The 24,658-nt window shown below is 64.8% G+C and carries 37 protein-coding genes; all 37 read left to right on the top strand.

The features are described 5' to 3' along the window. A partial coding sequence (locus J2Y55_RS08600; protein WP_404978855.1) for an EF-Tu C-terminal domain-related protein occupies window positions 1-429 on the top strand: 429 nt, incomplete at its 5' end. 67 nt (window positions 430-496) lie between these two features. Further along, window positions 497-805 (top strand): 30S ribosomal protein S10, encoded by a 309-nt coding sequence (gene rpsJ, locus J2Y55_RS08595; protein WP_043237115.1) that lies wholly within the window; start codon window positions 497-499, stop codon window positions 803-805. A gap of 125 nt (window positions 806-930) precedes the next feature. After that, window positions 931-1,656 (top strand): 50S ribosomal protein L3, encoded by a 726-nt coding sequence (rplC, locus tag J2Y55_RS08590; RefSeq protein WP_069692155.1) that lies wholly within the window; start codon window positions 931-933, stop codon window positions 1,654-1,656. Next, entirely contained in the window at window positions 1,656-2,276 is a 621-nt protein-coding gene (gene rplD / locus J2Y55_RS08585; RefSeq protein ID WP_092177816.1) for a 50S ribosomal protein L4, read from the top strand. Before rplC ends, rplD begins: the two co-directional genes overlap by 1 nt. Then, a complete protein-coding gene (locus tag J2Y55_RS08580) occupies window positions 2,273-2,584 on the top strand; it encodes a 50S ribosomal protein L23 (RefSeq protein ID WP_092177814.1) in 312 nt (103 codons plus the stop codon). Before rplD ends, J2Y55_RS08580 begins: the two co-directional genes overlap by 4 nt. A gap of 16 nt (window positions 2,585-2,600) precedes the next feature. Further along, on the top strand, window positions 2,601-3,443 hold the full coding sequence (gene rplB / locus J2Y55_RS08575) for a 50S ribosomal protein L2 (RefSeq protein ID WP_069692152.1): 843 nt from the start codon (window positions 2,601-2,603) through the stop codon (window positions 3,441-3,443). Window positions 3,444-3,451: 8 nt separating this feature from the next. Next, window positions 3,452-3,730 (top strand): 30S ribosomal protein S19, encoded by a 279-nt coding sequence (gene rpsS, locus J2Y55_RS08570; RefSeq protein ID WP_069692151.1) that lies wholly within the window; start codon window positions 3,452-3,454, stop codon window positions 3,728-3,730. Window positions 3,731-3,733: 3 nt separating this feature from the next. After that, window positions 3,734-4,117: a 50S ribosomal protein L22 gene (rplV, locus tag J2Y55_RS08565; RefSeq protein ID WP_310150595.1), complete on the top strand. Its 384-nt coding sequence runs from the start codon at window positions 3,734-3,736 to the stop codon at window positions 4,115-4,117. A 10-nt stretch (window positions 4,118-4,127) separates the two neighbouring features. Then, on the top strand, window positions 4,128-4,838 hold the full coding sequence (gene rpsC / locus J2Y55_RS08560; protein WP_092177810.1) for a 30S ribosomal protein S3: 711 nt from the start codon (window positions 4,128-4,130) through the stop codon (window positions 4,836-4,838). 18 nt (window positions 4,839-4,856) lie between these two features. Continuing rightward, entirely contained in the window at window positions 4,857-5,270 is a 414-nt protein-coding gene (rplP, locus tag J2Y55_RS08555) for a 50S ribosomal protein L16 (RefSeq protein ID WP_069692148.1), read from the top strand. Window positions 5,271-5,281: 11 nt separating this feature from the next. After that, window positions 5,282-5,494: a 50S ribosomal protein L29 gene (gene rpmC, locus J2Y55_RS08550; RefSeq protein ID WP_069692147.1), complete on the top strand. Its 213-nt coding sequence runs from the start codon at window positions 5,282-5,284 to the stop codon at window positions 5,492-5,494. 12 nt (window positions 5,495-5,506) lie between these two features. Continuing rightward, window positions 5,507-5,749: a 30S ribosomal protein S17 gene (gene rpsQ / locus J2Y55_RS08545; protein ID WP_092177808.1), complete on the top strand. Its 243-nt coding sequence runs from the start codon at window positions 5,507-5,509 to the stop codon at window positions 5,747-5,749. Window positions 5,750-5,855: 106 nt separating this feature from the next. Further along, a complete protein-coding gene (rplN, locus tag J2Y55_RS08540; RefSeq protein ID WP_054144259.1) occupies window positions 5,856-6,224 on the top strand; it encodes a 50S ribosomal protein L14 in 369 nt (122 codons plus the stop codon). Beyond that, complete coding sequence (gene rplX / locus J2Y55_RS08535; RefSeq protein WP_069692144.1) at window positions 6,224-6,541, top strand: 50S ribosomal protein L24; 318 nt, start codon at window positions 6,224-6,226, stop codon at window positions 6,539-6,541. The genes rplN and rplX overlap by 1 nt, the downstream gene beginning before the upstream one ends. Next, window positions 6,534-7,103 (top strand): 50S ribosomal protein L5, encoded by a 570-nt coding sequence (rplE, locus tag J2Y55_RS08530; RefSeq protein WP_092177806.1) that lies wholly within the window; start codon window positions 6,534-6,536, stop codon window positions 7,101-7,103. The genes rplX and rplE overlap by 8 nt, the downstream gene beginning before the upstream one ends. Before the next feature lie 36 nt (window positions 7,104-7,139). Further along, window positions 7,140-7,445, top strand: coding sequence for a 30S ribosomal protein S14 (gene rpsN, locus J2Y55_RS08525; RefSeq protein WP_092177804.1), 306 nt, complete (start codon window positions 7,140-7,142; stop codon window positions 7,443-7,445). 12 nt (window positions 7,446-7,457) lie between these two features. Then, the gene (gene rpsH, locus J2Y55_RS08520) at window positions 7,458-7,853 is read left to right on the top strand and encodes a 30S ribosomal protein S8 (RefSeq protein ID WP_092177802.1); all 396 of its coding nucleotides are present in this window, start codon (window positions 7,458-7,460) and stop codon (window positions 7,851-7,853) included. A 33-nt stretch (window positions 7,854-7,886) separates the two neighbouring features. Beyond that, on the top strand, window positions 7,887-8,420 hold the full coding sequence (rplF, locus tag J2Y55_RS08515; protein ID WP_069692141.1) for a 50S ribosomal protein L6: 534 nt from the start codon (window positions 7,887-7,889) through the stop codon (window positions 8,418-8,420). A gap of 5 nt (window positions 8,421-8,425) precedes the next feature. Continuing rightward, complete coding sequence (rplR, locus tag J2Y55_RS08510) at window positions 8,426-8,791, top strand: 50S ribosomal protein L18 (protein ID WP_069692140.1); 366 nt, start codon at window positions 8,426-8,428, stop codon at window positions 8,789-8,791. 172 nt (window positions 8,792-8,963) lie between these two features. After that, window positions 8,964-9,524, top strand: coding sequence for a 30S ribosomal protein S5 (gene rpsE, locus J2Y55_RS08505; RefSeq protein WP_069692139.1), 561 nt, complete (start codon window positions 8,964-8,966; stop codon window positions 9,522-9,524). Window positions 9,525-9,534: 10 nt separating this feature from the next. Continuing rightward, window positions 9,535-9,729, top strand: coding sequence for a 50S ribosomal protein L30 (rpmD, locus tag J2Y55_RS08500; protein ID WP_069692138.1), 195 nt, complete (start codon window positions 9,535-9,537; stop codon window positions 9,727-9,729). A gap of 13 nt (window positions 9,730-9,742) precedes the next feature. Further along, complete coding sequence (gene rplO, locus J2Y55_RS08495) at window positions 9,743-10,222, top strand: 50S ribosomal protein L15 (protein WP_092177800.1); 480 nt, start codon at window positions 9,743-9,745, stop codon at window positions 10,220-10,222. Between the two features lie 94 nt (window positions 10,223-10,316). Further along, the gene (gene secY, locus J2Y55_RS08490; RefSeq protein ID WP_310150571.1) at window positions 10,317-11,654 is read left to right on the top strand and encodes a preprotein translocase subunit SecY; all 1,338 of its coding nucleotides are present in this window, start codon (window positions 10,317-10,319) and stop codon (window positions 11,652-11,654) included. Continuing rightward, a complete protein-coding gene (locus J2Y55_RS08485; protein ID WP_310150567.1) occupies window positions 11,654-12,238 on the top strand; it encodes an adenylate kinase in 585 nt (194 codons plus the stop codon). Before secY ends, J2Y55_RS08485 begins: the two co-directional genes overlap by 1 nt. 234 nt (window positions 12,239-12,472) lie before the next feature. Continuing rightward, window positions 12,473-12,841, top strand: a complete 369-nt coding sequence (gene rpsM, locus J2Y55_RS08480; protein ID WP_069692134.1) for a 30S ribosomal protein S13 — start codon at window positions 12,473-12,475, stop codon at window positions 12,839-12,841. 169 nt (window positions 12,842-13,010) lie between these two features. After that, window positions 13,011-13,400, top strand: a complete 390-nt coding sequence (gene rpsK, locus J2Y55_RS08475) for a 30S ribosomal protein S11 (RefSeq protein WP_043237079.1) — start codon at window positions 13,011-13,013, stop codon at window positions 13,398-13,400. A gap of 88 nt (window positions 13,401-13,488) precedes the next feature. Beyond that, window positions 13,489-14,505 (top strand): DNA-directed RNA polymerase subunit alpha, encoded by a 1,017-nt coding sequence (locus J2Y55_RS08470; protein ID WP_069692133.1) that lies wholly within the window; start codon window positions 13,489-13,491, stop codon window positions 14,503-14,505. Window positions 14,506-14,613: 108 nt separating this feature from the next. After that, window positions 14,614-15,030 carry a 50S ribosomal protein L17 gene (rplQ, locus tag J2Y55_RS08465; RefSeq protein ID WP_069692132.1) on the top strand — a complete coding sequence of 139 codons (417 nt, stop codon included), beginning with the start codon at window positions 14,614-14,616 and terminating at the stop codon, window positions 15,028-15,030. A gap of 114 nt (window positions 15,031-15,144) precedes the next feature. Further along, a complete protein-coding gene (locus tag J2Y55_RS08460; protein WP_310150561.1) occupies window positions 15,145-15,696 on the top strand; it encodes a sugar O-acetyltransferase in 552 nt (183 codons plus the stop codon). A 116-nt stretch (window positions 15,697-15,812) separates the two neighbouring features. Next, window positions 15,813-16,778 (top strand): tripartite tricarboxylate transporter substrate-binding protein, encoded by a 966-nt coding sequence (locus J2Y55_RS08455; RefSeq protein WP_310150558.1) that lies wholly within the window; start codon window positions 15,813-15,815, stop codon window positions 16,776-16,778. A 102-nt stretch (window positions 16,779-16,880) separates the two neighbouring features. Further along, entirely contained in the window at window positions 16,881-18,302 is a 1,422-nt protein-coding gene (locus J2Y55_RS08450) for a Do family serine endopeptidase (protein WP_310150555.1), read from the top strand. Then, on the top strand, window positions 18,299-19,606 hold the full coding sequence (locus J2Y55_RS08445) for a replication-associated recombination protein A (RefSeq protein WP_310150551.1): 1,308 nt from the start codon (window positions 18,299-18,301) through the stop codon (window positions 19,604-19,606). The genes J2Y55_RS08450 and J2Y55_RS08445 overlap by 4 nt, the downstream gene beginning before the upstream one ends. A 210-nt stretch (window positions 19,607-19,816) precedes the next feature. Beyond that, entirely contained in the window at window positions 19,817-20,200 is a 384-nt protein-coding gene (crcB, locus tag J2Y55_RS08440) for a fluoride efflux transporter CrcB (protein ID WP_310150548.1), read from the top strand. Further along, a complete protein-coding gene (locus tag J2Y55_RS08435; protein WP_310150545.1) occupies window positions 20,197-21,537 on the top strand; it encodes an RluA family pseudouridine synthase in 1,341 nt (446 codons plus the stop codon). The genes crcB and J2Y55_RS08435 overlap by 4 nt, the downstream gene beginning before the upstream one ends. Before the next feature lie 115 nt (window positions 21,538-21,652). Beyond that, window positions 21,653-22,183: a hypothetical protein gene (locus J2Y55_RS08430; protein ID WP_310150542.1), complete on the top strand. Its 531-nt coding sequence runs from the start codon at window positions 21,653-21,655 to the stop codon at window positions 22,181-22,183. A gap of 369 nt (window positions 22,184-22,552) precedes the next feature. Next, window positions 22,553-23,230 carry an HAD family hydrolase gene (locus J2Y55_RS08425; protein WP_310150539.1) on the top strand — a complete coding sequence of 226 codons (678 nt, stop codon included), beginning with the start codon at window positions 22,553-22,555 and terminating at the stop codon, window positions 23,228-23,230. An 80-nt stretch (window positions 23,231-23,310) separates the two neighbouring features. Continuing rightward, window positions 23,311-24,456, top strand: coding sequence for a Tle-like phospholipase domain-containing protein (locus tag J2Y55_RS08420; protein WP_310150536.1), 1,146 nt, complete (start codon window positions 23,311-23,313; stop codon window positions 24,454-24,456). Window positions 24,457-24,658: the final 202 nt, after the last annotated feature.

Genomic DNA, 24,658 nt, shown 5'->3' with positions numbered 1-24,658 from the left:
AAGACGACGGTGACGGGCGTCGAGATGTTCCGCAAGCTGCTCGACCAGGGCCAGGCGGGCGACAACATCGGCGCGCTGCTGCGCGGCACGAAGCGTGAGGACGTCGAGCGCGGCCAGATCCTGTGCAAGCCGGGTTCGGTGAAGCCGCACACCAAGTTCAAGGCCGAGGCCTACATCCTGACGAAGGAGGAGGGCGGTCGTCATACCCCGTTCTTCACCAACTACCGCCCGCAGTTCTACTTCCGCACGACGGACGTGACCGGCGTGGTGCACCTGCCTGAGGGCACCGAGATGGTGATGCCTGGCGACAACATCGCCATGGAAGTGCACCTGATCGTGCCGATCGCGATGGAGGAGAAGCTGCGCTTCGCCATCCGCGAAGGCGGCCGCACCGTCGGTGCAGGCGTCGTCGCTAGCATCATCGCGTAACGCGTTTTCGTGAGGGCGAAGGCCCTACCGGGCCTTTGCCTTTTCACGTCACGGAGAACACAAGACCATGAACGGTCAGAACATCCGGATCCGCCTCAAGGCGTTCGATCACCGCATTCTCGACGCTTCGACGCGCGAGATCGTGTCGACGGCCAAGAGGACGGGCGCCCAGGTCCGCGGGCCCATCCCGCTGCCCACGCTCATCGAGAAGTTCACGGTCAACCGCTCGCCGCACATCGACAAGAAGTCGCGCGAGCAGTTTGAGATGCGGACCCACAAGCGGGTTCTCGATATCGTCGACCCGACCCCTCAGACGGTCGACGCCCTGATGAAGCTTGATCTCGCCGCCGGCGTCGACGTCGAAATCAAGTTGTAAGTTGACCATGGTCCAGACGACGATCCGCTATTCCCGTCGTCCGGCCATGTTCTGATTTTTAGCCGGGTCCTCTGTCTCCTGCGTTTTGGCAGGATGAACATGACCCCAAGGGAAGGTATGCACCGATGCGTTCCGGTGTGATTGCACAGAAAGTCGGGATGACCCGCATCTTCACGGATGCCGGCGAACATATCCCGGTCACCGTGCTGAAGCTCGATAACTGCCAGGTTGTCGCGCATCGTACGGTTGAGAAGAACGGCTATGTCGCCGTTCAGCTCGGGTCGGGCTTGGCCAAGGTCAAGAACGTCTCGAAGGCTGAGCGCGGTCATTTCGCCGTCGCCAAGGTCGAGCCCAAGCGCAAGATCGTCGAGTTCCGCGTCAGCGACGACGCGTTGATCCCGGTCGGCGCCGAGCTGACGGCTGACCACTTCGTCGTCGGCCAGTTCGTCGACGTCAGCGGCACGACCATCGGCAAGGGCTTCGCCGGCGGCATGAAGCGCTGGAACTTCGGCGGCCTTCGCGCCACGCACGGTGTTTCGGTCTCGCATCGCTCGATCGGTTCGACCGGTGGCCGTCAGGACCCGGGCAAGACCTTCAAGAACAAGAAGATGCCGGGCCATCTCGGCGCCGAGCGCGTCACCACGCAGAACCTGCGCGTCGTCCAGACGGATGTCGAGCGCGGCCTGATCCTGGTCGAGGGTGCGGTTCCCGGTCATGCCGGTGGCTGGATCCACGTCCGCGACGCCGTCAAGCGTGCGCTGCCCAAGGATGCGCCCCTGCCGGGCAAGTTCAAGGTTGCCGGCGGCGAAACGCAGGCTCCCGCGACTGAGACCGTTGAGGAGAACGCGTGATGAAGCTCGATATCACCACCCTCGAGGGCGGCTCTGCCGGCTCCGTCGAATTGTCGGATGCGATCTTCGGCCTTGAGCCGCGCGCCGACATCCTCGCCCGCATGGTGCGCTATCAGCTCGCCAAGCGCCGCGCCGGGACGCACAAGTCCAAGGGCCGCTCGGAAGTCGATCGCACCCGCAAGAAGATCTACAAGCAGAAGGGCACCGGCGGCGCTCGCCACGGCGCAGCTTCCGCTCCGCAGTTCCGCGGCGGCGGCAAGGCCTTCGGCCCGATCGTGCGCGATCATGCGCATGACCTGCCCAAGAAGGTCCGCGCTCTGGCTCTGCGTCATGCGCTCTCGGCCAAGGCCAAGGGTTCGGAGATCATCATCATCGATGATGCCAAGCTCTCGGAGCCCAAGACCAAGCTGCTGCTCGGCCATTTCAGCAAGCTGGACCTGTCCAGCGTGCTGGTGATCGGCGGCGCCGAGATCGACGTGAACTTCGGCCTGGCCGCGCGTTCGATCCCGAATGTCGACGTCCTGCCGATCCAGGGCATCAACGTTTATGACATCCTGCGTCGCGACAAGCTCGTCTTGACCCGCGCGGCTGTCGATGCGCTGGAGGCGCGCTTCAAATGAGCCAGGCTGCAAAGAATCTGGATCCGCGCCACTACGACGTCATTCGTAGCCCGGTGATCACCGAGAAGGCGACGATGCTCTCCGAGCATAACAAGGTCGTCTTCGAGGTCTCCAAGACTGCGACCAAGCCGCAGATCAAGGCCGCGATCGAAAAGCTGTTCGACGTCAAGGTGAAGAGCGTGAACACGCTCGTCACCGAAGGGAAGATCAAGGTCTTCCGTGGCCGCCTCGGCCAGCGTTCGGACGTCAAGAAGGCAATCGTGACGCTCGAAGATGGTCATTCCATCGACGTGACCACGGGTCTGTGAAGGGAGGATCTGCATCATGGCTTTGAAGAGTTTCAAGCCGACCACGCCGAGCCTTCGCCAGCTCGTGATCGTCGACCGCAGCGAGCTCTATAAGGGCAAGCCGCTCAAGGTGCTGACCGAGGGCAAGTCGTCCTCAGGCGGCCGCAACAACCTCGGCCGCATCACCGTCCGCTTCCGCGGCGGCGGTCACAAGCGCACGCTGCGCCTGATCGACTTCAAGCGTCGCGGCAAGGATGGCATTCCGGCTGTGGTGGAACGGATCGAATACGATCCCAACCGCACCGCCTTCATCGCGCTGATCAAGTACAGCGACGGCGAGCAGGCCTATATCCTGGCCCCGCAGCGCCTCGCCGTTGGCGACAGCGTGATCTCGGGCCCGTCGGTCGACGTCAAGCCCGGCAACGCCGCCCCGATGGGCACGCTGCCGATCGGCACCATCGTCCACAATGTCGAACTCAAGATCGGCAAGGGCGGGGCGCTGGCGCGGTCTGCGGGCAACTACGCCCAGATCGTTGGTCGCGACCAGGGCTATGTCATCGTCCGTCTGAACTCGGGCGAACAGCGCCTGATCAGCGGCCTGTGCTATGCGACGGTGGGCGCGGTTTCCAACCCCGACCACATGAACCGGAATGACGGCAAGGCAGGGCGTTCGCGCTGGCTCGGTCGTCGTCCGCATAACCGCGGCGTCTCGATGAACCCTGTCGACCATCCCCATGGCGGCGGCGAAGGCCGCACCTCCGGTGGTCGTCACCCGGTCACCCCCTGGGGTAAGCCGACCAAGGGTAAGAAGACCCGCTCGAACAAGCGGACCGATACGTTCATCGTGTCGAGCCGTCACGCCCGCAAGAAGAAGAACTGAGGTCCGTCATGGCGCGTTCGCTTTGGAAAGGTCCGTTTGTCGACGGATACCTTCTGAAAAAGGCCGAGGTTGCCCGTTCGGCGGCCCGGTCTGAGGTCATCAAGATCTGGAGCCGTCGCTCCACGATCCTTCCGCAGTTCGTCGGTCTGACGTTCGGCGTCTACAACGGCCACAAGCATGTGCCGGTGTCCGTGTCCGAGGAAATGGTGGGCCACAAGTTCGGCGAGTTCTCGCCGACGCGCACCTTCCACGGCCACGCTGCCGACAAGAAGGCGAAGAGGAAGTAAGCCATGGGAAAAGCATCCTTCCCCCGTGCGCTGCCTGACAACGAAGCCATTGCGGTCGCCCGCAATCTTCGCGTCAGCCCGCAGAAGCTCAACCTCCTCGCCCAGCTGATCCGTGGCAAGAAGGTCTCGACCGCGCTCGCCGACCTCGAATTCTCGCGCAAGCGGATTTCGCTGGACGTGCGCAAGTGCCTTCAGAGCGCGATCGCCAACGCCGAGAACAATCATGATCTCGACGTCGATGACCTCGTCGTGGCGCAGGCCTTCGTCGGCAAGGCGCTGGTCATGAAGCGTTTCCACGCTCGCGCCCGCGGCCGCGGCGCCCGCATCCTGAAGCCCTTCGCCAACATCACGATCGTGGTGCGCGAAGTCGCGGCGGCCAAGGCCTGAGGAGAGAACGATGGGTCAGAAAATCAATCCGATCGGGCTTCGCCTCGGCATCAACCGCACCTGGGATTCGCGCTGGTTCGCGCAGAAGGGTGAGTACGGCAAGCTTCTGCATGAGGATATGGCGATCCGCGCCGCGCTCATGAAGCTGCTGAAGCAGGCTGCGATCTCCAAGATCATCATCGAGCGCCCGCACAAGAAGTGCCGCGTCACCATCCACTCGGCTCGTCCGGGCGTGGTGATCGGCAAGAAGGGCGCCGATATCGAGAAGCTGCGCAAGACGGTGATGACGCTCACCAAGGCCGATGTTGCCATCAACATCGTCGAGGTGCGTAAGCCCGAGATCGACGCGACCCTGGTCGCCGACTCGATCGCGCAGCAGCTCGAGCGCCGCGTCGCGTTCCGTCGCGCCATGAAGCGGGCCGTTCAGTCGGCCATGCGTCTGGGCGCCGAGGGCATCCGCATCAACTGCTCGGGCCGTCTCGGCGGCGCCGAAATCGCGCGTCTGGAATGGTATCGCGAAGGTCGCGTGCCGCTGCACACGCTGCGCGCCGATGTGGATTACGGTGTGGCGACTGCCTTCACCACCTACGGCACGTGCGGCATCAAGGTCTGGATCTTCAAGGGCGAGATCCTCGAACACGACCCGATGGCCCAGGACAAGCGCATGGCCGATGAGGGCAGCCGTTCCGGCGGTGGCCATCGTCGTGACCACGCCGCGTAAGGCTGATCGAGAAGAGCCATGTTGCAACCAAAGAAGACTAAGTTCCGCAAGCAGTTCAAGGGGCGCATTTCCGGCGTCGCCAAGGGCGGCACGGATCTGAATTTCGGCCAGTTCGGCCTCAAGGCGCTGATGCCGGAACGCGTCACCGCGCGCCAGATCGAGGCGGCTCGCCGCGCGATCACGCGTGCCATGAAGCGCGCCGGCCGCGTCTGGATTCGGATTTTCCCGGACGTGCCGGTTTCGAAGAAGCCGACCGAAGTCCGCATGGGCAAGGGCAAGGGCGCGCCTGAATTCTGGGCAGCCAAGGTCAAGCCGGGCCGGATCATGTTCGAGATTGACGGCGTGCCGGAAGAGACCGCGCGCGAGGCCATGCGCCTCGGCGCAGCCAAGCTGCCGATCAAGACCCGCTTCATCCAACGCATCGCCGAGTAAGGGAGGACGACATGAAGACCGCAAAACGCCTGTCCGACCTGAAGGTCATGAGCGTGGACCTGCTGCAGGAAGAGCTCCTGAAGCTGAAGAAGGAGCAGTTCAACCTGCGTTTCCAGCGCGCCACCGGCCAGCTCGAGAATACCGCTCGGGTCACCGAAGTGCGCAAGGATATCGCCCGCATCAAAACACTGCAGCGGTCCAAGACCGCCGCAGTGAGCGCCTGAGGAGTTTGAGACATGCCGAAGCGCGTGCTGCAGGGCGTCGTCGTCAGCGACAAGCAAAATAAAACAGTTGTGGTGAAGGTCGAGCGGCGCTATACGCACCCGCTCCTCAAGAAGACCGTTCGCCGCACGAAAAACTATCATGCCCACGACGAGGCTCAGGTCTCGAAGGTTGGCGACCAGGTCTGGATCGAGGAGTCCAAGCCCATTTCCAAGCTGAAAAGCTGGGTTGTGCTCGACAACGCTCCCAAGGCGTAAGTCAAATTTGAGGCCAGGGGGCGATCGACCCCCGTCAGTCGTAGTCCCGGCGGCGCTAATGCCTGCCGGGAAACCGCGCTGATATGCATATGGAAGGATCAAGGCCATGATCCAGGTGCAGACGAATCTCGAGGTCGCGGATAACTCCGGCGCCCGTCGTGTGATGTGCATCAAGGTTCTCGGCGGGTCGAAGCGGCGTTACGCCCGCATTGGCGACATCATTGTCGTTTCGATCAAGGAAGCCATTCCCCGCGGTCGCGTGAAGAAGGGCGACGTCATGAAGGCGGTCGTCGTTCGCACCGCCAAGGACGTCAAGCGCGCCGATGGTTCGGTGATTCGGTTCGACCGCAATGCGGCCGTTCTGATCAACAACCAGAAGGAGCCTGTCGGCACCCGTATCTTCGGACCGGTTCCGCGCGAGCTTCGCGCCAAGAACCACATGAAGATCATCTCGCTTGCGCCAGAGGTGCTGTAATGGCTGCGAAGATCAAGAAGGGCGACAAGGTCGTCGTGCTGGCCGGCCGTGACAAGGGCAAGGCCGGCGAAGTGCTCCAGGTTATCCCGAAGGATGCCCGCGCCGTGGTGCGTGGCGTCATGATGGTCAAGAAGCACACCAAGGCGTCTGCCCAGTCCGAGGGCGGCATCATCAGCAAGGAAGCGACGATCGATCTGTCGAACCTTGCCGTGGCCGATCCGAAGGACGGCAAGCCGACCCGGGTTGGCTTCAAGGTGCTCGACGATGGCCGCAAGGTCCGTTTCGCCAAGCGTTCGGGGGATCTGATCGATGGCTGATAATCAGCAGCAGGCGGCTCTCACGCCGCGTATGAAGAAGCATTACGAGGACGTCGTCCGTCCCGCGATGATCGCCGAGTTCGGCTACAAGAACGCCATGGAAGTGCCGACGATCGACAAGATCGTCATCAACATGGGCGTTGGCGAAGCCACGGCTGACCGCAAGAAGGTCGACAACGCCGCCGGCGACCTCGCCCTGATCGCCGGTCAGAAGCCGGTCATCACCAAGTCCCGCCTCGCCATCGCCGGCTTCAAGCTGCGCGAGAACATGGCGGTCGGCTGCAAAGTCACGCTGCGCAAGACCAAGATGTTCGAGTTCGTCGACCGGCTCGTCACCATCGCCTTGCCCCGCGTGCGCGACTTCCGGGGCCTCAACCCCAAGTCGTTCGACGGGCGCGGCAATTTCGCGCTCGGCATCAAGGAGCACATCGTGTTCCCTGAGATCAACTACGACAAGGTCGACGCCGTGTGGGGCATGGACGTGATCGTTTGCACGACTGCGAAGTCGGACGACGAGGCACGCGCCTTGCTCAAGCACTTCAACTTCCCGTTCCGGCAGTGAGCCTCACCGCTCATACGCGGAAACCAGGAGAGATCGATGGCTAAGAAAAGCTCCGTCGAGAACAACAACCACCGCAAGGCTCTCGTGAAGAAATTCTCGGGCAAGCGCGCGCGGCTTCTCGCGATCGCCAATGACGACAGCCAGTCCATGGACGAGCGGTTCCTCGCTCGCCTCAAGCTCGCTGAACTGCCGCGCAACTCGGCTCCGAACCGGGTGCGCAACCGCTGTGAGGTGACGGGCCGTCCGCGCGCCTTCTACCGCAAGCTGAAGATGTCGCGCGTTGCGCTGCGCGAGCTCGGCAACAAGGGGCTGGTTCCCGGCCTCGTCAAGTCGAGCTGGTGAGGAGGACGCATCGTGATCATTGATCCGCTTGGAGATATGCTGACCCGCATCCGCAATGCGCAGATGCGGCGCAAGTCGCGCGTTTCGACGCCTGGTTCGAAGCTCAGGGCCCGCGTGCTCGATGTGCTTCAGTCCGAGGGCTACATCCGCGGCTACACCCAGACCGAGTTCGGCAATGGCCGGACCGAGTTCGATATCGAGCTGAAGTACCACGAGGGGCAGCCGGTCATCCGGTCGATCTCGCGGGTGTCGAAGCCCGGCCGCCGCGTCTATTCTTCGGTGGAGACGATGCCGCGCGTGGCCGATGGCCTTGGCGTGACCATCATCTCGACGCCGAAGGGTGTGATGCCCGATCATCTTGCCCGCGAGCAGAACGTGGGCGGCGAAGTGCTTTGCAAGGTCTTCTGACCTTCCGCGCCGCTCGTTTTCAGGAGAAATCCAATGTCTCGTATCGGTAAGAAGCCTGTTCCGGTTCCCGCTGGCGTCACCGCCAACGTCGCCGGCCAGCTCGTCAAGATCAAGGGCTCGAAGGGGGAACTCTCCTTCGAGGTGCCGGAGGACGTTTCGGTCGCCATGGATAATGGCGCCATTGCCGTCCAGCCGCGCTCGCAGACAAAGCGCGCCCGTTCGCTCTGGGGCACTTCGCGTGCTCGCGTCGCCAATCTGGTGCTGGGCGTCACCACGGGTTTCGAGAAGAAGCTCGAGATCAACGGCGTCGGCTACAAGGCCGCCGTCAATGGCAAGGTGCTGAAGCTGTCGCTCGGCTACAGCCACGACATCGATTATCCGATCCCGGAAGGTGTCGCGATCGTCACGCCGAAGCCGACCGAAATCGTGATCACCGGCATCGATAAGCAGGTGGTCGGCCAGACCGCCGCCGAGATCCGCGATTATCGCGGCCCCGAGCCCTATAAGGGCAAGGGCGTCAAGTACGCCGGCGAATTCATCTTCCGCAAGGAAGGGAAGAAGAAGTAAGCGCCATGAGCAGCAAGCAGACAGAAAACACTGCGCGCCGTCGGGCTCGCGTCCGTCGCGCCATCAAGGCGGTCGCCAATGGCCGCGCTCGCCTGTCGGTGCACCGCACCGGCAAGCAGATCTACGCCCAGGTCATCGACGACACGAAGGGGGTCACCCTCGCTTCGGCTTCGTCGCTGGACAAGGACATCCGCGCCGACATCAAGTCGGGTGCGAATGTCGAGGCCGCGACCGCGATCGGCAAGCTGATCGCCGAGCGCGCCGTCAAGGCGGGCGTGAAGGACGTGGTCTTCGATCGCGGCTCCTACATGTATCACGGCCGCGTCAAGGCGCTGGCCGAGGCGGCCCGTGAGGGCGGCCTGAACTTCTGACGCGCATTCCGTTCGGCCGGAGACGGCCGGACGAAAGCTGAAGAACCGAGCGTGTTCCTGTCGAGATGTGGAATCCACTCTCGCAGGGCACGCTTCAACGTCGTTCCGTCCGGAACGCTCGAGCGAGCGGCGAACGCCTTGGAGCGTCGTCCGCGCAAGTAAGAGGACTAAAATGGCGAGAGAACCTCGTGACCGCGATCGCGAAGAGCGCGATTCGGAATTCGTGGACAAGCTGGTCCACATCAACCGCGTCGCCAAGGTGGTGAAGGGTGGGCGGCGCTTCGGCTTCGCCGCGCTCGTCGTCGTCGGCGATCAGAAGGGCCGCGTCGGCTTCGGCCACGGCAAGGCCCGTGAAGTGCCGGAAGCGATCCGCAAGGCGACTGAAGCCGCCAAGCGTGGTCTCGTCCGCATTCCGCTGCGCGAAGGCCGCACGCTCCATCACGATGTCCAGGGCCGTCACGGCGCCGGCAAGGTCGTGCTGCGCGCTGCCCCGGCCGGTACCGGCATCATCGCCGGCGGCCCGATGCGCGCCGTCTTCGAGGCGGTCGGCATGCAGGACGTGGTGTCGAAGTCGCTCGGCTCCTCGAACCCCTACAACCTCGTCCGCGCGACGTTCGACGCGCTGAAGAACGAGGACAGCCCGCGCGGCGTCGCCGCGCGTCGGTCCCTGAAGGTTTCGGCCCTGCAGACGCGTCGTCGCGATGCTGGCACCGATGCCGCGGCCGAAGTCTGAGGGTGGGATCATGGCAAAAGCTGAAACCACCGTCGTCGTCGAGCAGATCGGTAGCCCGATCCGCCGCGAGGCTTCGCAGCGCCAGACCCTGATCGGTCTCGGCCTGAACAAGATCCGCCGGCGCTCGACCCTGGTCGACACGCCCTCCGTGCGTGGCATGATCGACAAGGTCAGGCACCTCGTCCGCGTCATCGACGTGAAGTGAGGGGAATCGTTCGATGAAACTCACAGACATTCGTGACAACGAAGGCGCGCACAAGTCGCGTATCCGTGTCGGCCGCGGTATCGGCTCCGGCAAGGGCAAGACCGGCGGACGCGGCGTCAAGGGCCAGAAGGCTCGTGCCGGCGTGGCGGTCAAGGGCTTCGAAGGCGGCCAGATGCCGCTTTATCGCCGCCTGCCCAAGCGTGGCTTCCACAACCTGTTCTCCAAGGATCTGAACGAGGTCAATCTCGGCCGGATCCAGCAGGCGGTCGAAGCCGGCAAGCTCGACGCCAAGGGCGCGGTTACGATCGAGGCGCTCGTCGCCGCCGGCGTGATCACCCGTCAGGCGACCGACGGCGTCAAGATCCTGGGCGTCGGCGAACTCAAGGCGAAGCTCGCCTTCGAGGTGGCTGGCGCGTCGAAGTCGGCAGTCGCCGCCATCGAGAAGGCCGGCGGTTCCGTGAAGATCCTGGCGCCTGCCGCTTCACAGGCGTGAGCCAAGCTCTTACATGAGCGTTTGCGAACGGCGGCCGGGCCCGAAGCCCAGGCCGCCGTTTGACTGTTTATGATACCATCCAAGGACCGGACGCATGGCATCGGCGGCTGAACAGCTTGCTTCAAACCTGAATTTCGGCGCGTTCGCCAAGGCGGATGAGCTGAAGAAACGCATCTGGTTCACGCTCGGCGCGCTGATCATCTACCGGCTCGGCACCTATATCCCGCTGCCCGGCATGAATCCCGACGCCGTCTCGGATCTGTTCAAGCAGTCCCAGTCCGGCGTGCTTGGCCTGTTCAACATGTTTTCCGGCGGCGCGGTCGGCCGGCTCGCGATCTTTGCGCTGGCGATCATGCCGTACATCTCGGCCTCGATCATCGTGCAGCTGCTCTCCAGCGTGGTCCCGACCTTCGAGGCGCTGAAGAAGGAAGGCGAGCAGGGTCGCAAGGTCCTGAACCAGTACACGCGCTACCTGACGCTGGTTCTCGCGGTCTTCCAGGCCTATGGCATCGGCGTCGGCCTGCAGGGCTCGGGCAATCTCGTGCTGGAGCCGGGTCCGTTCTTCCTGCTCTCGACCACGATCACGCTGGTCGGCGGCACGATGTTCCTGCTCTGGCTCGGCGAGCAGATCACCAGCCGCGGCATCGGCAACGGCACCTCGATGATCATCTTCTCGGGCATCATCGCCGAATTCCCGTCGCAGCTCGCCCAGACCCTCGAACTCGGCCGCCAGGGCGCGATCTCGACCGGCCTCTTGCTGCTGATCCTGGTGATGGCGATCTGCGTCATCGCCTTCTGCGTCTTCATGGAGCGCGCCCAGCGCCGGCTCCTGATCAACTATCCCAAGCGCCAGGTCGGCAACCGGATGTATGAGGGCCAGACCTCGTTCCTGCCGCTGAAGCTCAACACGGCCGGCGTGATTCCGCCGATCTTCGCGTCTTCGCTGCTGCTGCTGCCGACCACCATCGCGAGCTTCTCGCAGGCTTCGGGCGGTACGGGCTTCCTGTCGGTGATCGCGACCTATCTGGCCCATGGCCGGCCGCTGTTCATGTTCCTCTATGCGGCGCTGATCATCTTCTTCTGCTTCTTCTACACCGCTATCGTGTTCAATCCGGTGGAGACGGCCGACAATCTCAAGAAGCATGGCGGCTTCATGCCCGGCATCCGCCCGGGCGAGCGCACCGCCGAGCATATCGACCGCGTGCTGACGCGCATCACCGTGCTCGGAGCCGGCTATTTGACTATCGTCTGCCTTATCCCCGAGTTCATGATCACCTATGCCCAGATACCGATCATTCTCCTGGGCGGCACGTCGCTGCTGATTGTGGTGACGACGACAATGGATACCGTGGCGCAGGTTCACGGACATTTGCTGGCCCATCAGTATGAGGGGCTGGTCAAGAAGGCCAAGCTGCGAGGGGCGAAGCGCTGATGCGATTGATTTTCTTGGGGCCGCCGGGGGCGGGTAAGGGCACTCAAGCGGCGCGTATCGTCGAAGCGCACGGCATTCCTCAGCTTTCCACAGGCGACATGCTGCGTGCGGCGGTCGCGGCCGGTACGCCGATCGGCATCAAGGCGAAGTCGGTGATGGATTCCGGCGCGCTGGTTTCGGACGATATCGTCATCGGCATCGTCGCCGAGCGAATCGAGCATGCGGACGCCAAGAAGGGCTTCATCCTCGACGGCTTCCCGCGCACGCTGGCGCAGGCCGAGGCGCTCGATGCGATGCTGGCGTCCAAGGGGCTCAAGCTCGACAAGGTACTGGAACTCAAGGTTGACCAGACCAAGCTCGTCGACCGCATCGTCAAGCGTGCCGAGGAGGCGAGGGCGGCCGGGCAGCCGGTGCGCAAGGATGACGATCCGGAGGTCTTCAAGACCCGGCTCGAGGCCTATAATCGCGATACCGCGGTCGTCGCGCCCTATTACGCCAAGCGCGGGCAACTGACCGATATCGACGGCATGCAGCCGATCGACGCCGTGACTGCGGCGATCGAGAAGGCCTTGGCGGGATACTGATTTTTGCTTTGGCACGATTCTTGGTCGCGGCGGGTTGACTCGTTGCGCCCAAGCGACTAACGACCCCACTTCCGGTTTCATGCAGCGATGCCGACACCTTCGTAAGAGGGGACGGCGTCGCGTTTACGCATGTGACCGTTTCAACGCCTCGCAGAGGCCGGCCTCCACCGGCGCGAGGTTATTTTTCACCGCCGGCGCGCCATCGGGCGCCTCGGCCGACATGGAGAAGAGACCATGGCTCGTATCGCGGGCGTTAACATTCCTACCGGCAAGCGCGTCGTCATCGGCTTGCAGTACATCCACGGCATCGGCGCCCAGAAGGCCAAGGAGATCTGCTCCAAGGTCGGCATCGCCGATGAGCGCCGGGTCAACCAGCTGACCGACGCCGAAGTCCTGCAGATCCGCGAGACGATCGACCGCGACTACCTCGTCGAGGGCGATCTGCGCCGTGAAGTCTCGATGAACATCAAGCGCCTGATGGATCTCGGCTGCTATCGCGGCCTGCGCCATCGCCGCTCGCTGCCGGTTCGCGGCCAGCGTACCCATACCAACGCCCGCACCCGCAAGGGCAAGGCGAAGCCGATCGCCGGCAAGAAGAAGTGACGATTGCCTGAGGCAATCGTCGTCCTCGGGCTTGTCCCGAGGATCTCGTGACGAGGGCGCCTCTGGCGCCTTCTCCTGCAAGAGATGTCCGGGGCAAAGCCCGGGCATGACGGCAGGGACCTCTCCCCAGCGCCTGGCATGACGGGCGCGCTCGAAGGATGAAAGACCTATGGCCAAGGAAGCCCAACGCGTTCGTCGCCGCGAACGTAAGAACATCGTCTCCGGCGTCGCCCATGTGAACGCCTCGTTCAACAACACCATGATCACCATCACCGACGCGCAGGGCAACACGATCTCGTGGTCGTCCGCCGGCACGATGGGCTTCAAGGGCTCGCGTAAGTCGACCCCCTATGCCGCCCAGGTTGCCGCCGAGGACGCCGCCCGCAAGGCTGCCGAGCACGGCATGCGCACGCTGGAAGTCGAAGTCACCGGTCCGGGTTCGGGCCGTGAGTCGGCGCTGCGCGCCCTGCAGGCTGCCGGCTTCACCGTGACCTCGATCCGCGACGTGACGCCGATCCCGCATAACGGTTGCCGTCCGCGCAAGCGCCGTCGCGTCTGATACCTGATCCTCGAGGCGCCCGCACCGGCGGGCGCCTGTCCGGGGCGGCCCGCCGCCGCCATTGAATTCAAGCACCAGGAGTGCGGTCGTGATCAGCAAGAACTGGCAGGATCTGTCAAAGCCCAACAAGCTCGAAATCAAGGTCGGCGACGACCCGAAGCGCCACGCCACCGTGATCGCGCGCCCGCTGGAGCGCGGCTTCGGTATGACGCTCGGCAATGCGCTGCGTCGCGTGCTGCTCTCCTCGCTCCAGGGCGCGGCCGTCACCGCCGTCCAGATCGACGGCGTGCTGCATGAATTCTCGTCGATCCCCGGCGTGCGCGAGGACGTCACCGACATCGTCCTCAACATCAAGGCCGTCGCGGTCAAGATGCAGGGCGAAGGCCCCAAGCGCATGACCCTGCGCAAGACGGGCCCAGGCACCGTCACCGCCGGCGACATCAACACCATCGGCGACGTCTCGATCCTGAACCCCGACCTCGTGCTCTGCACGCTGGACGAGGGCTCCGAGATCCGCATGGAGTTCACCGTCAACACCGGCAAGGGCTATGTTCCCTCCGAGCAGAACCGCCCGGAAGACGCGCCGATCGGCCTGATCCCGGTCGACAGCCTGTATTCGCCGGTCAAGAAGGTCTCCTACCGCGTCGAGAACACCCGCGAGGGCCAGAACCTCGACCGCGACATGCTGACCCTGCAGATCGAGACCAACGGTTCGGTCACCCCCGAGGACGCGCTGGCGCTCGCCGCCCGCATCCTGCAGGACCAGCTCGCCGTCTTCATCACCTTCGAGGAGCCGCGCAAGGAAGAGGCCGTCTCGACCGCACCGCAGCTGCCCTTCAACCCGGCGCTGCTCAAGAAGGTCGACGAGCTCGAGCTTTCCGTGCGTTCGGCGAACTGCCTGAAGAACGACAACATCGTCTATATCGGCGACCTGATCCAGAAGTCGGAGGGCGAGATGCTGCGCACCCCGAACTTCGGCCGCAAGTCGCTGAACGAGATCAAGGAAGTGCTCGCTACCATGGGCCTCCATCTCGGCATGGACGTCACCGGCTGGCCGCCGGAGAACATCGAAGAGCTCGCGAAGCGCTTCGAGGAGCATTACTGAGCAATACGGCGCAGGCAGTCGCCTGCGCCTTTCGCACGGCGCATAAGCGCCGGAGCATAAAGAACGGCCGTACCGTGGCACGGCGGCCGTAACTGATAGGAGAGCCAAATGCGTCACGGTTTCCGCGGTCGTCGTTTCAACCGCTCGGTCGAGCATCGCAAGGCGATGTTCGCCAACATGTCCCAGGCCCTGATCAAGCACGAGCAGATCACCACCACGCTGCCGAAGGCAAAGGATCTGCGTCCGGTCGTCGAAAAGCTGATCACGCTCGCCAAGCGCGGCGACCTGCATGCCCGCCGCCAGGCGATCGCGCAGATCAAGGACGTCGCTCTGGTCGGCAAGCTCTTCGCCGTGCTGGGCCCGCGCTACAAGGAGCGCAATGGTGGCTATCTGCGCATCATGAAGGCGGGCTTCCGCTTCGGCGACAATGCTCCGCTCGCCGTGATCGAGTTCGTCGATCGCGATGTCGAGGCCAAGGGCAAGGATTCCGGCCCGGTCTTCACGGCGGAAGACGAGGCGGCCTGAGCCGTCTCTCTATCGCAGGCAATTTTGAAAGGGCGGTCTTCGGGCCGCCCTTTTTCGTTTCCATAGGCTTCGTCCGATCCCGCAGCGCGGCGCAATGAGAAGGACAGCGAGCCCATGGAGCGAAGCGAGAAAGACAAGATGCTGGCCGGCGAGCTTTACGACGCCGGCGACGCCGAGCTGCAGGCCGCGCTTGCGGCCACCCGGGACTGGCTGGTGCGCTACAACGGGGCGCTCGCGATGCCGACGCGGGAGCGCCGTATGCTGCTGGCGGAGCGCCTGGCCGCCGTAGGCGAGGGCAGTACCATCCGCCCACCCTTTCATTGCGATTATGGCTTCAACATCAGTGTGGGCGCAGGCGTCTTCCTGAATTTCAACTGCGTGATTCTCGATGTCGTCGCCGTGATGATCGGCGACCGGACGCAGATCGGGCCTGGTGTCCAGATCCTGACCGCGGATCATCCGCGCGATCCTGCGCAGCGGGAGGCGGGGCTGGAGTTCGGGCGCCCCGTCACGATCGGCCGCAATGTCTGGATCGGAGGCGGCGCGCTGATTCTGCCCGGCGTCACGATCGGCGACGACGCGATCATCGGCGCGGGCAGCGTGGTCACGCGCGATGTCGCGACAGGCGCGACCGTGGTGGGCAATCCGGCGCGGCCGCTGCGTTGAGCGGTTGACTCGCCAAGGACCCGGCGGGGGAAACGGGAAACGCGTTTCGCTCCATCGAGGGGTGCGCTAGCCTGCATGAAGGCCTGCCTGACAAGGCTGCGCGCCGGGAGAGAAACATGCTGAAGTCGATTGCCTCCATCTCTGCCCTGGCTGCCGTGTTGTCGGTGTCGGCACCAACCTTGGCTCAGGACACTTACCCCTCCAAGCCGATCACCATGATCGTGCCCTTCGCGGCGGGCGGGTCTTCGGACGTCATCGCGCGCCTTGTCGGTGACGAGATGGGCCGCGCGCTCGGGCAGCGCATCGTGATGGAGAATATGGGCGGGGCAGGCGGGGCGACGGCCTTGACGCGTGCCTCTCGCGCCGAGCCGGACGGCTATACGATCGTGATCGGCAATAGCGGCACCAATGCCGCCTCCTATACGATCTATCCCGACCTCAAATACACCAATGCCGATTTCGCGCCGATCGGCCTCGTCGCCAAGACTTCGCCGATGATCGCGCTGAAGCTCGATTTCCCGGCCAAGGACCTGATGGAGTTCGTCGCCTATGCCAAGGCCAATCCGGGCAAGGTCAGCCTCGGCCATGCCGGCGTCGGCTCGTCGAATTATCTGATCTGCCGCAATTTCGTGAAGGCGGCCGGCGTCGATGTGGCACTGGTCAGCTATCGCGGCGCAGGGCCGGCGCTGAACGACCTGATGGGCGGGCAGATCGACGGTGTCTGCGATGCCGCGACATCGCTGTATGGCGCGGTCGAAAGCAAGAAGGTGAAGGCCCTGGCGGTGGCGACGCCGGGACGGCTTGCGAGCCTGCCCGATGTTCCGACCTCGAAGGAGGCCGGTCTGCCGGCCTTCGAGGCGCAGGGCTGGAATGCGCTGTTTGCCCCGAAGAACACGCCGCAGCCGATCATCGCCAAGCTGAATGAGGCTTTGAAAACAGCGCTCTCAAGCCAGACGCTGCAAGGTCGATTCAAGGAGCTCTCCTCGGTTCCGCCCTCGGCCGAGGAGGTGACGCCTGCCTTCGTCGCAGGCTTCGTACCCGGCGAGATCGAGCGCTACCGCTTGCTGCTGCAGGACAAGTGAGCAGGGCATCTGCGCCTCATTGCGTCGTGAGACGCTGGAAAAGCTGAGCCGGCCGGCCTATTTCTCGGCCAGCGCTGTCGAGGCGCTGCAGAGGAGGCGTTGATGCCAGGCCGTTCGAGACCCATCCACCTTGCCGTACCGCTCGCCTTGCTGATGGCGGTCGCGATGGAGAGCGCCGTCCAGGCCCAGCCGAAACAGGCCCCCGAGACCCGCCAGCAGATCACGCTCTCCTTCGCGCCGATCGTGCGCCAGAGCGTGGCGAGCGTCGTCAACGTCTATGGCGCGCGCGTCGAGAAGCAGCCGCGCAACCCCTTCATGGACGATCCGTTCTTCCGCCGCTTCTTCGGCGATCGCGGTTTCGGCGTGCCGCAGGAGCGCGTGCAGCGCTCGCTTGGCTCCGGCGTCGTCGTCGACGCCTCCGGCCTCGTCGTCACCAACAACCACGTCATCGAGGGCATGAGCGAGGTCAAGGTCGCCTTCGCCGACAAGCGCGAGGTCGAGGCGACGATCCTGCTGCGCGATCCGCGCACCGATCTCGCCGTGCTCAAGCTCAAGGGCGTCAAGGATCTCGCCGCGATCGAGTTGGCCGATTCCGACAAGGTCGAGATCGGCGATCTGGTGCTGGCGATCGGCAACCCCTTCGGCGTCGGCCAGACGGTGACGCAAGGCATCGTCTCGGCGCTGGCGCGCACGCAGATCGGCGTCGGCGACGCGCAGTCCTTCATCCAGACGGACGCCGCGATCAATCCCGGCAATTCCGGTGGCGCATTGGTCGACATGCAAGGCCGCGTCGTCGGCATCAACACCGCGATCTTCTCGCGCTCGGGCGGCAGTATCGGCATCGGGTTCGCCATTCCCTCCGCCATGGTGCGCGTCGTGGTCGAGAGCGCACGGTCGGGTGCGACGACGGTGCGCAGACCCTGGTTCGGAGCCCGGCTCCAGGCCTTGACGGCCGATGTCGCCGACGGGCTCGGTCTCGACCGGCCGGCAGGTTCCGTCGTCGCCAGCGTGGTCGAGAAGGGGCCTGCCGCTGAAGCAGGCCTGCGCCGCTCCGACGTGATCCTGGCGATCGACGGGGTCGGGGTCGATGATCCAGAAGCCTTCGGCTATCGCTTCGCCACCCGCCCGCTCAACGGCACGACCGGGCTGACCGTACTGCGCGGCGGCAAGCGATTGACGCTTCCGGTCAAGCTGATCCCGGCGCCGGAAACCCGACCCCGCGACGCCGTCGTGCTGGCGGGGCGCTCGCCTTTGACCGGGCTCACGGTGATGAACCTGTCGCCGGCCGTCTCCGAGGAGCTTTCGATCGATGCCGCGACCGAGGGCGTCGCCGTCAGCGAGATCGAGGAGGGCAGCGTGGCGGCGCGCGTCGGCTTCCAGAAGGGCGACATCATCCAGGCGCTCAACGGCGAGCGCATGGCGACGTCGCGGGATATCGAGAACGCCACCAAGGAGCGCAAGCGCGCCTGGGAGGTGACGATCTCGCGCGGCGGCCAGACCGTGACCTCGGTCTTCCCGGGGTGAGTGATCTCTTCGCCGCCTCCGGGCTGGACAAGTCCGGACCGCGCCCGCTCGCCGACCGCCTGCGCCCGACGACGCTGGCGGAGGTCGCAGGGCAGGAGCACCTGACCGGGCATGACGGGGCGCTGACGCGGCTCGTCGCCTCCGGCTCGCTCGGCAGCCTGATCTTCTGGGGGCCGCCCGGCACCGGCAAGACCACCGTCGCGCGCCTGCTCGCGGGGCAGGTCGATCTCGGCTTCGAGCAGATCAGCGCGATCTTCTCCGGCATCGCCGACCTGAAGAAGGTGTTCGAGCTGGCGCGCGGGCGCCGATTCGGCGGCAAGGGCACCTTGCTCTTCGTCGACGAGATCCATCGCTTCAACCGCGCCCAGCTCGACGCCTTCCTGCCGGTGATGGAGGACGGCACGATCACGCTGGTCGGGGCGACCACCGAGAACCCGTCCTTCGCGCTCAACGCCGCGCTTTTGTCGCGCGCCCGGGTGCTGACCTTCAAGTCGCTCGATGAAGGCTCGCTGCTCTTCCTGCTCGGCCGGGCCGAGCTTCTGGAAAACCGGTCCTTGCCGCTGACGCCGGAGGCGCGTCTTGCGCTTGCCCGCTTCGCCGATGGCGACGGGCGCGCCGTGCTGACGCTGGCCGAGGAGCTCTGGCGCGCCGCCAAGCCCGATGAGGTCTTCGACGAGGCGGGGCTGGCCGAGGTCATCCAGCGCCGCGCGCCGATCTATGACAAGGCGCAGGACGGTCACTACAATCTGATCTCGGCCCTGCACAAGACGATCCGCGGCTCCGATCCCGATGCGGCATTGTACTACTTCGCCCGCATGCTCGACGCCGGCGAGGATCCACGCTTTCTGGCGCGGCGGCTGGTGCGGATGGCGGTCGAGGATATCGGGATGGCCGATCCGCAGGCGCTGCTGCATGCGCGTGCCGCCGCCGAGACCTATGAGCAGCTCGGCTCGCCCGAGGGAGAGCTCGCGCTCGCCAATTCGGTGATCTATCTCGCCACCGCGCCAAAATCGAACGCGGCCTATATGGCCTACAAGGCTGCAGTCCGGGCGGCCAAGCAGGGCGGTTCCCTGATGCCGCCCAAGACGATCCTCAACGCGCCGACCAAGCTGATGAAGGAAGAAGGCTATGGCGCGGACTACGCTTACGACCACGATGCGCCCGATGCCTTCTCCGGCCAGAACTACTGGCCCGACGCACTCGGCCGGCAGCGCTTCTACGATCCGCCCGAGCGCGGCTTCGAGCGCGAGATCCGCAAGCGGCTGGAGTATTGGGAGAAGCTGCGGCGAGAGCGGGGGGAGTAGCGGGAGCGCGCTCTTTCCTTCTCCCCTCGAGGGAGAAGGTGCCGAACGCAGTGAGGCAGATGAGGGAAGGATCGCACAAGCCGCATTTTGAGTGGCTGAGGGTCTGCCCTCATCCGTCTCCGCTGCGCGGAGCCACCTTCTCCCCCGAGGGGAGAAGGAAAGAGAGCGATTTCGTTTGTGCGCTGCCGCCTCGCGCTCTATGCGAAACGGATGATCTCCACCTTCCTCGTCTTTCTCGGCGCCGGCATCGGCGGCGTGCTGCGGCACGGCGTCAACCTCGCTTCGCTCAAATGGGCCGGGCCCGGCTTTCCCTATGGCACGCTCGCGATCAACATCGTCGGCTCCGGCCTGATGGGCCTGGTCGCGGGCTGGTTCGCCTTCAAGGCCGGCGAGGGCGCGCCGCAGGATCTGCGGCTGTTCCTGACTACGGGCATCCTGGGCGGCTTCACCACCTTTTCTGCCTTCTCGCTCGACGCGATCCTGCTCTGGGAGCGGGGCGAGGCGATGCTGGCTGCGGCCTATGTCCTCGGCTCTGTCGTGGTGTCGCTTGCGGCGCTGGTCGGCGGCCTTGCGATCATGCGGGGACTGACATGAGAACCGGAAACAGGGGGCCCGGCGGTCCCAAGAGCGGCGGCCCCAGGGGCAGCGGACCGAAGCGCGGCGGCAGGCCGCCGGCCTCGGGTGCGCCCAGGGATCCTGCAACAAAGGGCAAGCGCCCGAGCCATGATGCGCGCCGCTCGGCGCGTGCTTCGGCCAGGCCTCGGCCGGAGCGGGAAGAGGACGTCGTGCGCACCGAGCCGACGCGCAATCCGGCTCCGCACCATCCCGTGCCGCGCGCGGCTGGCCCACGCAAGCCTGCGGCGCCACGCAAAGCGCCGGTGACGGATGCGCCGACGCGCGCCGAGGTCAAGGCCGAGACCGCGCAGGTGCTCGCCACCGGCGTGCAGCAACTTGTGGTGACGGCGGACGAGAACGAGATGCGGATCGACCGTTTTCTGGAAAACCGGTTTCCGCAGCTCTCCTTCAGCCATATCCAGCGTATCGTCCGGAAGGGCGAATTGCGCGTCAACGGCAAGCGCGCCGACAGCAAGGACCGGCTCGAAGAGGGCCAGACCGTGCGCATTCCGCCGCTCAAGCTCGAACCGCAGGAGCAGCGGCCGCGCTCGCTCAAGGCCGATGACGACACGCTCGGCTTCCTGCGCTCGATCACGCTCTACGAGGATGACGACGTCATCGTCTTGAACAAGCCGGCGGGGCTTGCCGTGCAGGGCGGCTCAGGCACCACGCGCCATGTCGACCAGATGCTCGACGCGATGATGGGCAAGGACGGCCAGAAGCCGCGCCTGGTGCACCGGCTCGACAAGGACACCGCCGGCTGCCTCGTCATCGCGAAATCGCGCTTTGCGGCGGCGACCTTGGCCAAGACCTTCCGTTCGCGTTCGGCGCGCAAAGTCTATTGGGCGCTGGTCGCCGGCGTGCCGCGCGTACGCCAGGGCCGGATCTCGACCTATCTCGCCCGCGAGGAGGCCTATGACGGCGATCAGCGCATGGCGGTCGCCAAGCATGGCGACGACGGCGCGATGCATGCCGTGACCTACTACGCCGTGGTCGAGACCGCGGCGCAGAAGCTCGGCTGGCTCTCGCTCAAGCCGGTAACTGGCCGCACCCACCAATTGCGTGCGCACGCCGCCCATATCGGCCACCCGATCGTCGGCGACCCGAAATACTTCAACATCAAGAACTGGGAACTGCCCGGCGGCATCCAGAACAAGCTGCATCTGCTGGCACGCCGCATCGTGCTGCCGCATCCGCGCGGCAAGGGTACGATCGATGTCAGTGCGCCGCTGCCGCCGCATATGCGCCAGTCCTGGAACCTGCTCGGCTTCGAGGATGAGCGCTACGATCCGATCGTCGACGCGCCCGACGAGTAGAGCCGGCAGGTCTCGTTTCGTTCGAGATGCTGACGAAGCGTAAGAGAACAGTTGCAGAACAAACTGGATTATGTTCTAGTTCTGTTCCCATCGCTCTTACGCAGGTGCTCCGATGATGCGTTTCGCCGTTCTCTTCACTGGCCTGTCTCTGTCCCTTTGCGTTGCGGCTCCGGCTGTCGCGCAGGCGCCCGCGCCGCGCCAGGCGGCTTCGGCCGCAGCCACCCCTGATGACCCCGTGCCGCGCGAGGCCCGGGCCAAGGCGCGCCAGGAATGCCTTGCCGACAATGTCGCGCTCTCGGGCGATGATTTGCGTGCGGCGATGCGCGACTGTCTCCAGGCCAAGTTTCCCGGCGTGCAGCTTTACGCTCGCGACGGGGTGACGCGTGACGGCAAGCCGACCGCGGCTGCGGCCCGAGCCTCCTGCAAGGAGGAGATCGACGGCCGCAAGCTCGAAGGCTCCACCCGCACGGCTGCGCTCGTCGCCTGCTTCAACGAAAAGCGTCCCGATCTCGCCCAGCGTGCTGTCTGCCGCAAGGAGGCGCGCGGAAAGGGATTAGACGGCGATGATCTGCGCAAGGCGGTCGACAGCTGCGCCCGCGAGGCCAAGTCCGGCGCGCCGCAGACCCCGGCTGCGACGAGATCCTGAAGCGGCGGCGTTGTCCGCGTAGGACAAGGGCATGACGCCGATTGAAACTGGTTGCCAGTTTTCGGCGTCATGTTCTTAGAGGTCGTTATGGACTCTGGGGATGATTTGACGTTGGCGATTTTGCGCGAATGCCGGGAGTTCGAGAACACTAAAGCGTTCGAGGGCGCAAACCTTCCGGTTTGCCAGGAAGAACAACGCCGCAGTCGCGCAAAAGCGCCGCGCCCGGCGGGTGAGGTGAAAACGGCGGAGCTGCTGCGTCGCATCGCTTGCCGATACTGACGTATCGGCGGCGCAATGCTCCTCCTATCTCCGCCGTTTTGACCTCATCAAATCCTTCCCATAGTCCATAACAACCTCTAAAGCCGCGCCATGGATCTCGTCATCTTCGACCTCGACGGCACGCTGATCGATTCGGAAGCGATCATTCTCGGCGCCCAATACGAAACCTTTGCCAAGCATGGGCTCGCCCATCCCGGTCGCGAAGCCGGGCTCGGGATCGTTGGATTGACGCTCGATATCGCGCTGATGCGATTGGCGAGCCTCGACAGGCCCGATGATGCGCTGACCCAGACCTATCGAGAGGTGTTCGGCGCGATGCGCCATCAGGCCGAGACCGATCCGGCGCTGGCCGAGCCGCTTTATCCCGGCGTCGCCGGGATGCTCTCGGTTCTCTCGGCCCGGCCCGGCTTGAAGCTCGGCATCGCCACCGGCAAATCGCGCCGGGGCGCGGAGTACATCATCGAGCGCTATGGCTGGAACGCGTTGTTCACAACGATCCAGACCGCCGACGACGCGCCGTCCAAGCCGCATCCCGGCATGATCCTGCGGGCGCTGGCCGAGACCGGTGCGACGCCAGAGCGTTGCGCGATGGTCGGGGATAGTTCCTTCGACATCGAAATGGCGGTTGCCGCCGGCGTCACCCCGATCGCGGTGTCCTGGGGTTTCCAGCCGGCCACGAGCCTCGTCGCGTTGGGCGCCCGGCATGTGCTGGGCGAGATGTCCGAGCTGCCGGGGCTGCTCGACGCCTTGGCAACGGAGCCTGCCTGAGCTCGCCCCTCCTGTCTTGCCCGCTCCTGTCTTGCCAGCGCATGCGATAACGCTACGTTAGGTTGAGGGCGGGGGCGGCGATGACGAGGGTGGCGGTCCGGGGCGGGAAGCTGGCGACGGTGTTTGTCGTGGCGTGTATCCTGGCGCTCGCCCTTGCTGCGTGCGGCACGATCGAGATCGTCCAGGACAAGAACTATGCGCGCGTGCGTGTCGGCGCCGAGGATGCGAAGGCGCTGCCGGCCAGAGATGTCGCCCCTTATGTTGTCGGCTATGCGCTGCTCTCGCTGGCTGCTTATGACGACGTGCGCTACGGCATCGCCAAGCCGTTGGCGGCCGGGTCGAGAGAGGCGGAGGCACAGCGCGACGACGATCAGGCCTTCGGGACATTGGCGCGGCCCTGGCTTGCTCCCTGGGCCCTGGCGGAGACGCTGATCAATGACTGCCGTGGCGCGCCGCGCCCGCGCCGTGATTTCGGCTTCGGCGGGCGCAAGGGCGATTGCGCCTCGGACGAGTCGCCGAGGGGCCGCGTTCTCGACGGGCTGGGCTTGCAGGTCTGGACGCATGGCCACCAGGGATCGCGGTTCTGCCGCGAAGTGATCCTCGCCTTTCGCGGCACCGACCGGAGCCAGCGCGACGACTGGCTCTCGAATTTCCGGTCTCTGACACGGGTTTTGCCGCTCTACGATCAATACGAGCAGGTGCAGGACCATGTCGGCCCGATCCTCGACCGTGTCGAACGCTATCCCTGTTATCGCCGGGGCCGCACCGAAATCGTCGCCATCGGTCACTCGCTCGGTGGCGGGCTGGCGCAGCAGGCGGCCTATCGCGACGGCCGCGTCCGGCGCGTCTTCGCCTTCGATCCGAGTTTCGTCACCGGCTATTACGATCTCGATCCAAAGAAGCGTGTCGACAATTCCAGGGGGCTCAAGATCGAGCGCGTCTACGAGCATGGCGAGATCCTGGCCTATCCGCGCCTGCTGTTGCGCAATGTCTATCCTCCCTCGGCCTGCGATCCGCAGATCAGGCATATCCGCTTCAACCTGATCGATGGCGGCTCGATCTTTGCGCAGCACTCGCTGGCCACGCTGACGGCAGGGCTCCTGGAACTGGCGAAGGGCAAGGCCGGCCCGCCTGACAATGACGGCTTTCTGCCGGTCTCGCCCTATGCGTTCGAGCGGACGGGCAAATGCCTGCCGGCCGATGCCATCGCCCGTGCGGGTCCGTGAGCCGGCGCTGATCGTAACATCTGCGCAACCACGTCGGATCAGCTCTGTTTAACCTGAATAACCGTTCAGATTTGGGTGTTAACCACCTGCTGGGGGGTGGAGATCCATGGTGTTCCTGCAACAGGAACATACCGGCATAAAACAAAGCCGGACGAGGATTGAACAATGATTGGTCATGAGCTTCGTGAATTCGTCGATCGCG

Origin of the sequence: Allobosea sp. BE125 (assembly GCF_031456075.1) — a bacterium.
Classification (GTDB): domain Bacteria; phylum Pseudomonadota; class Alphaproteobacteria; order Rhizobiales; family Beijerinckiaceae; genus Allobosea.
Note: the sequence above shows the minus strand (reverse complement) of the source record. Positions and strands in the feature narration are given on the sequence as shown.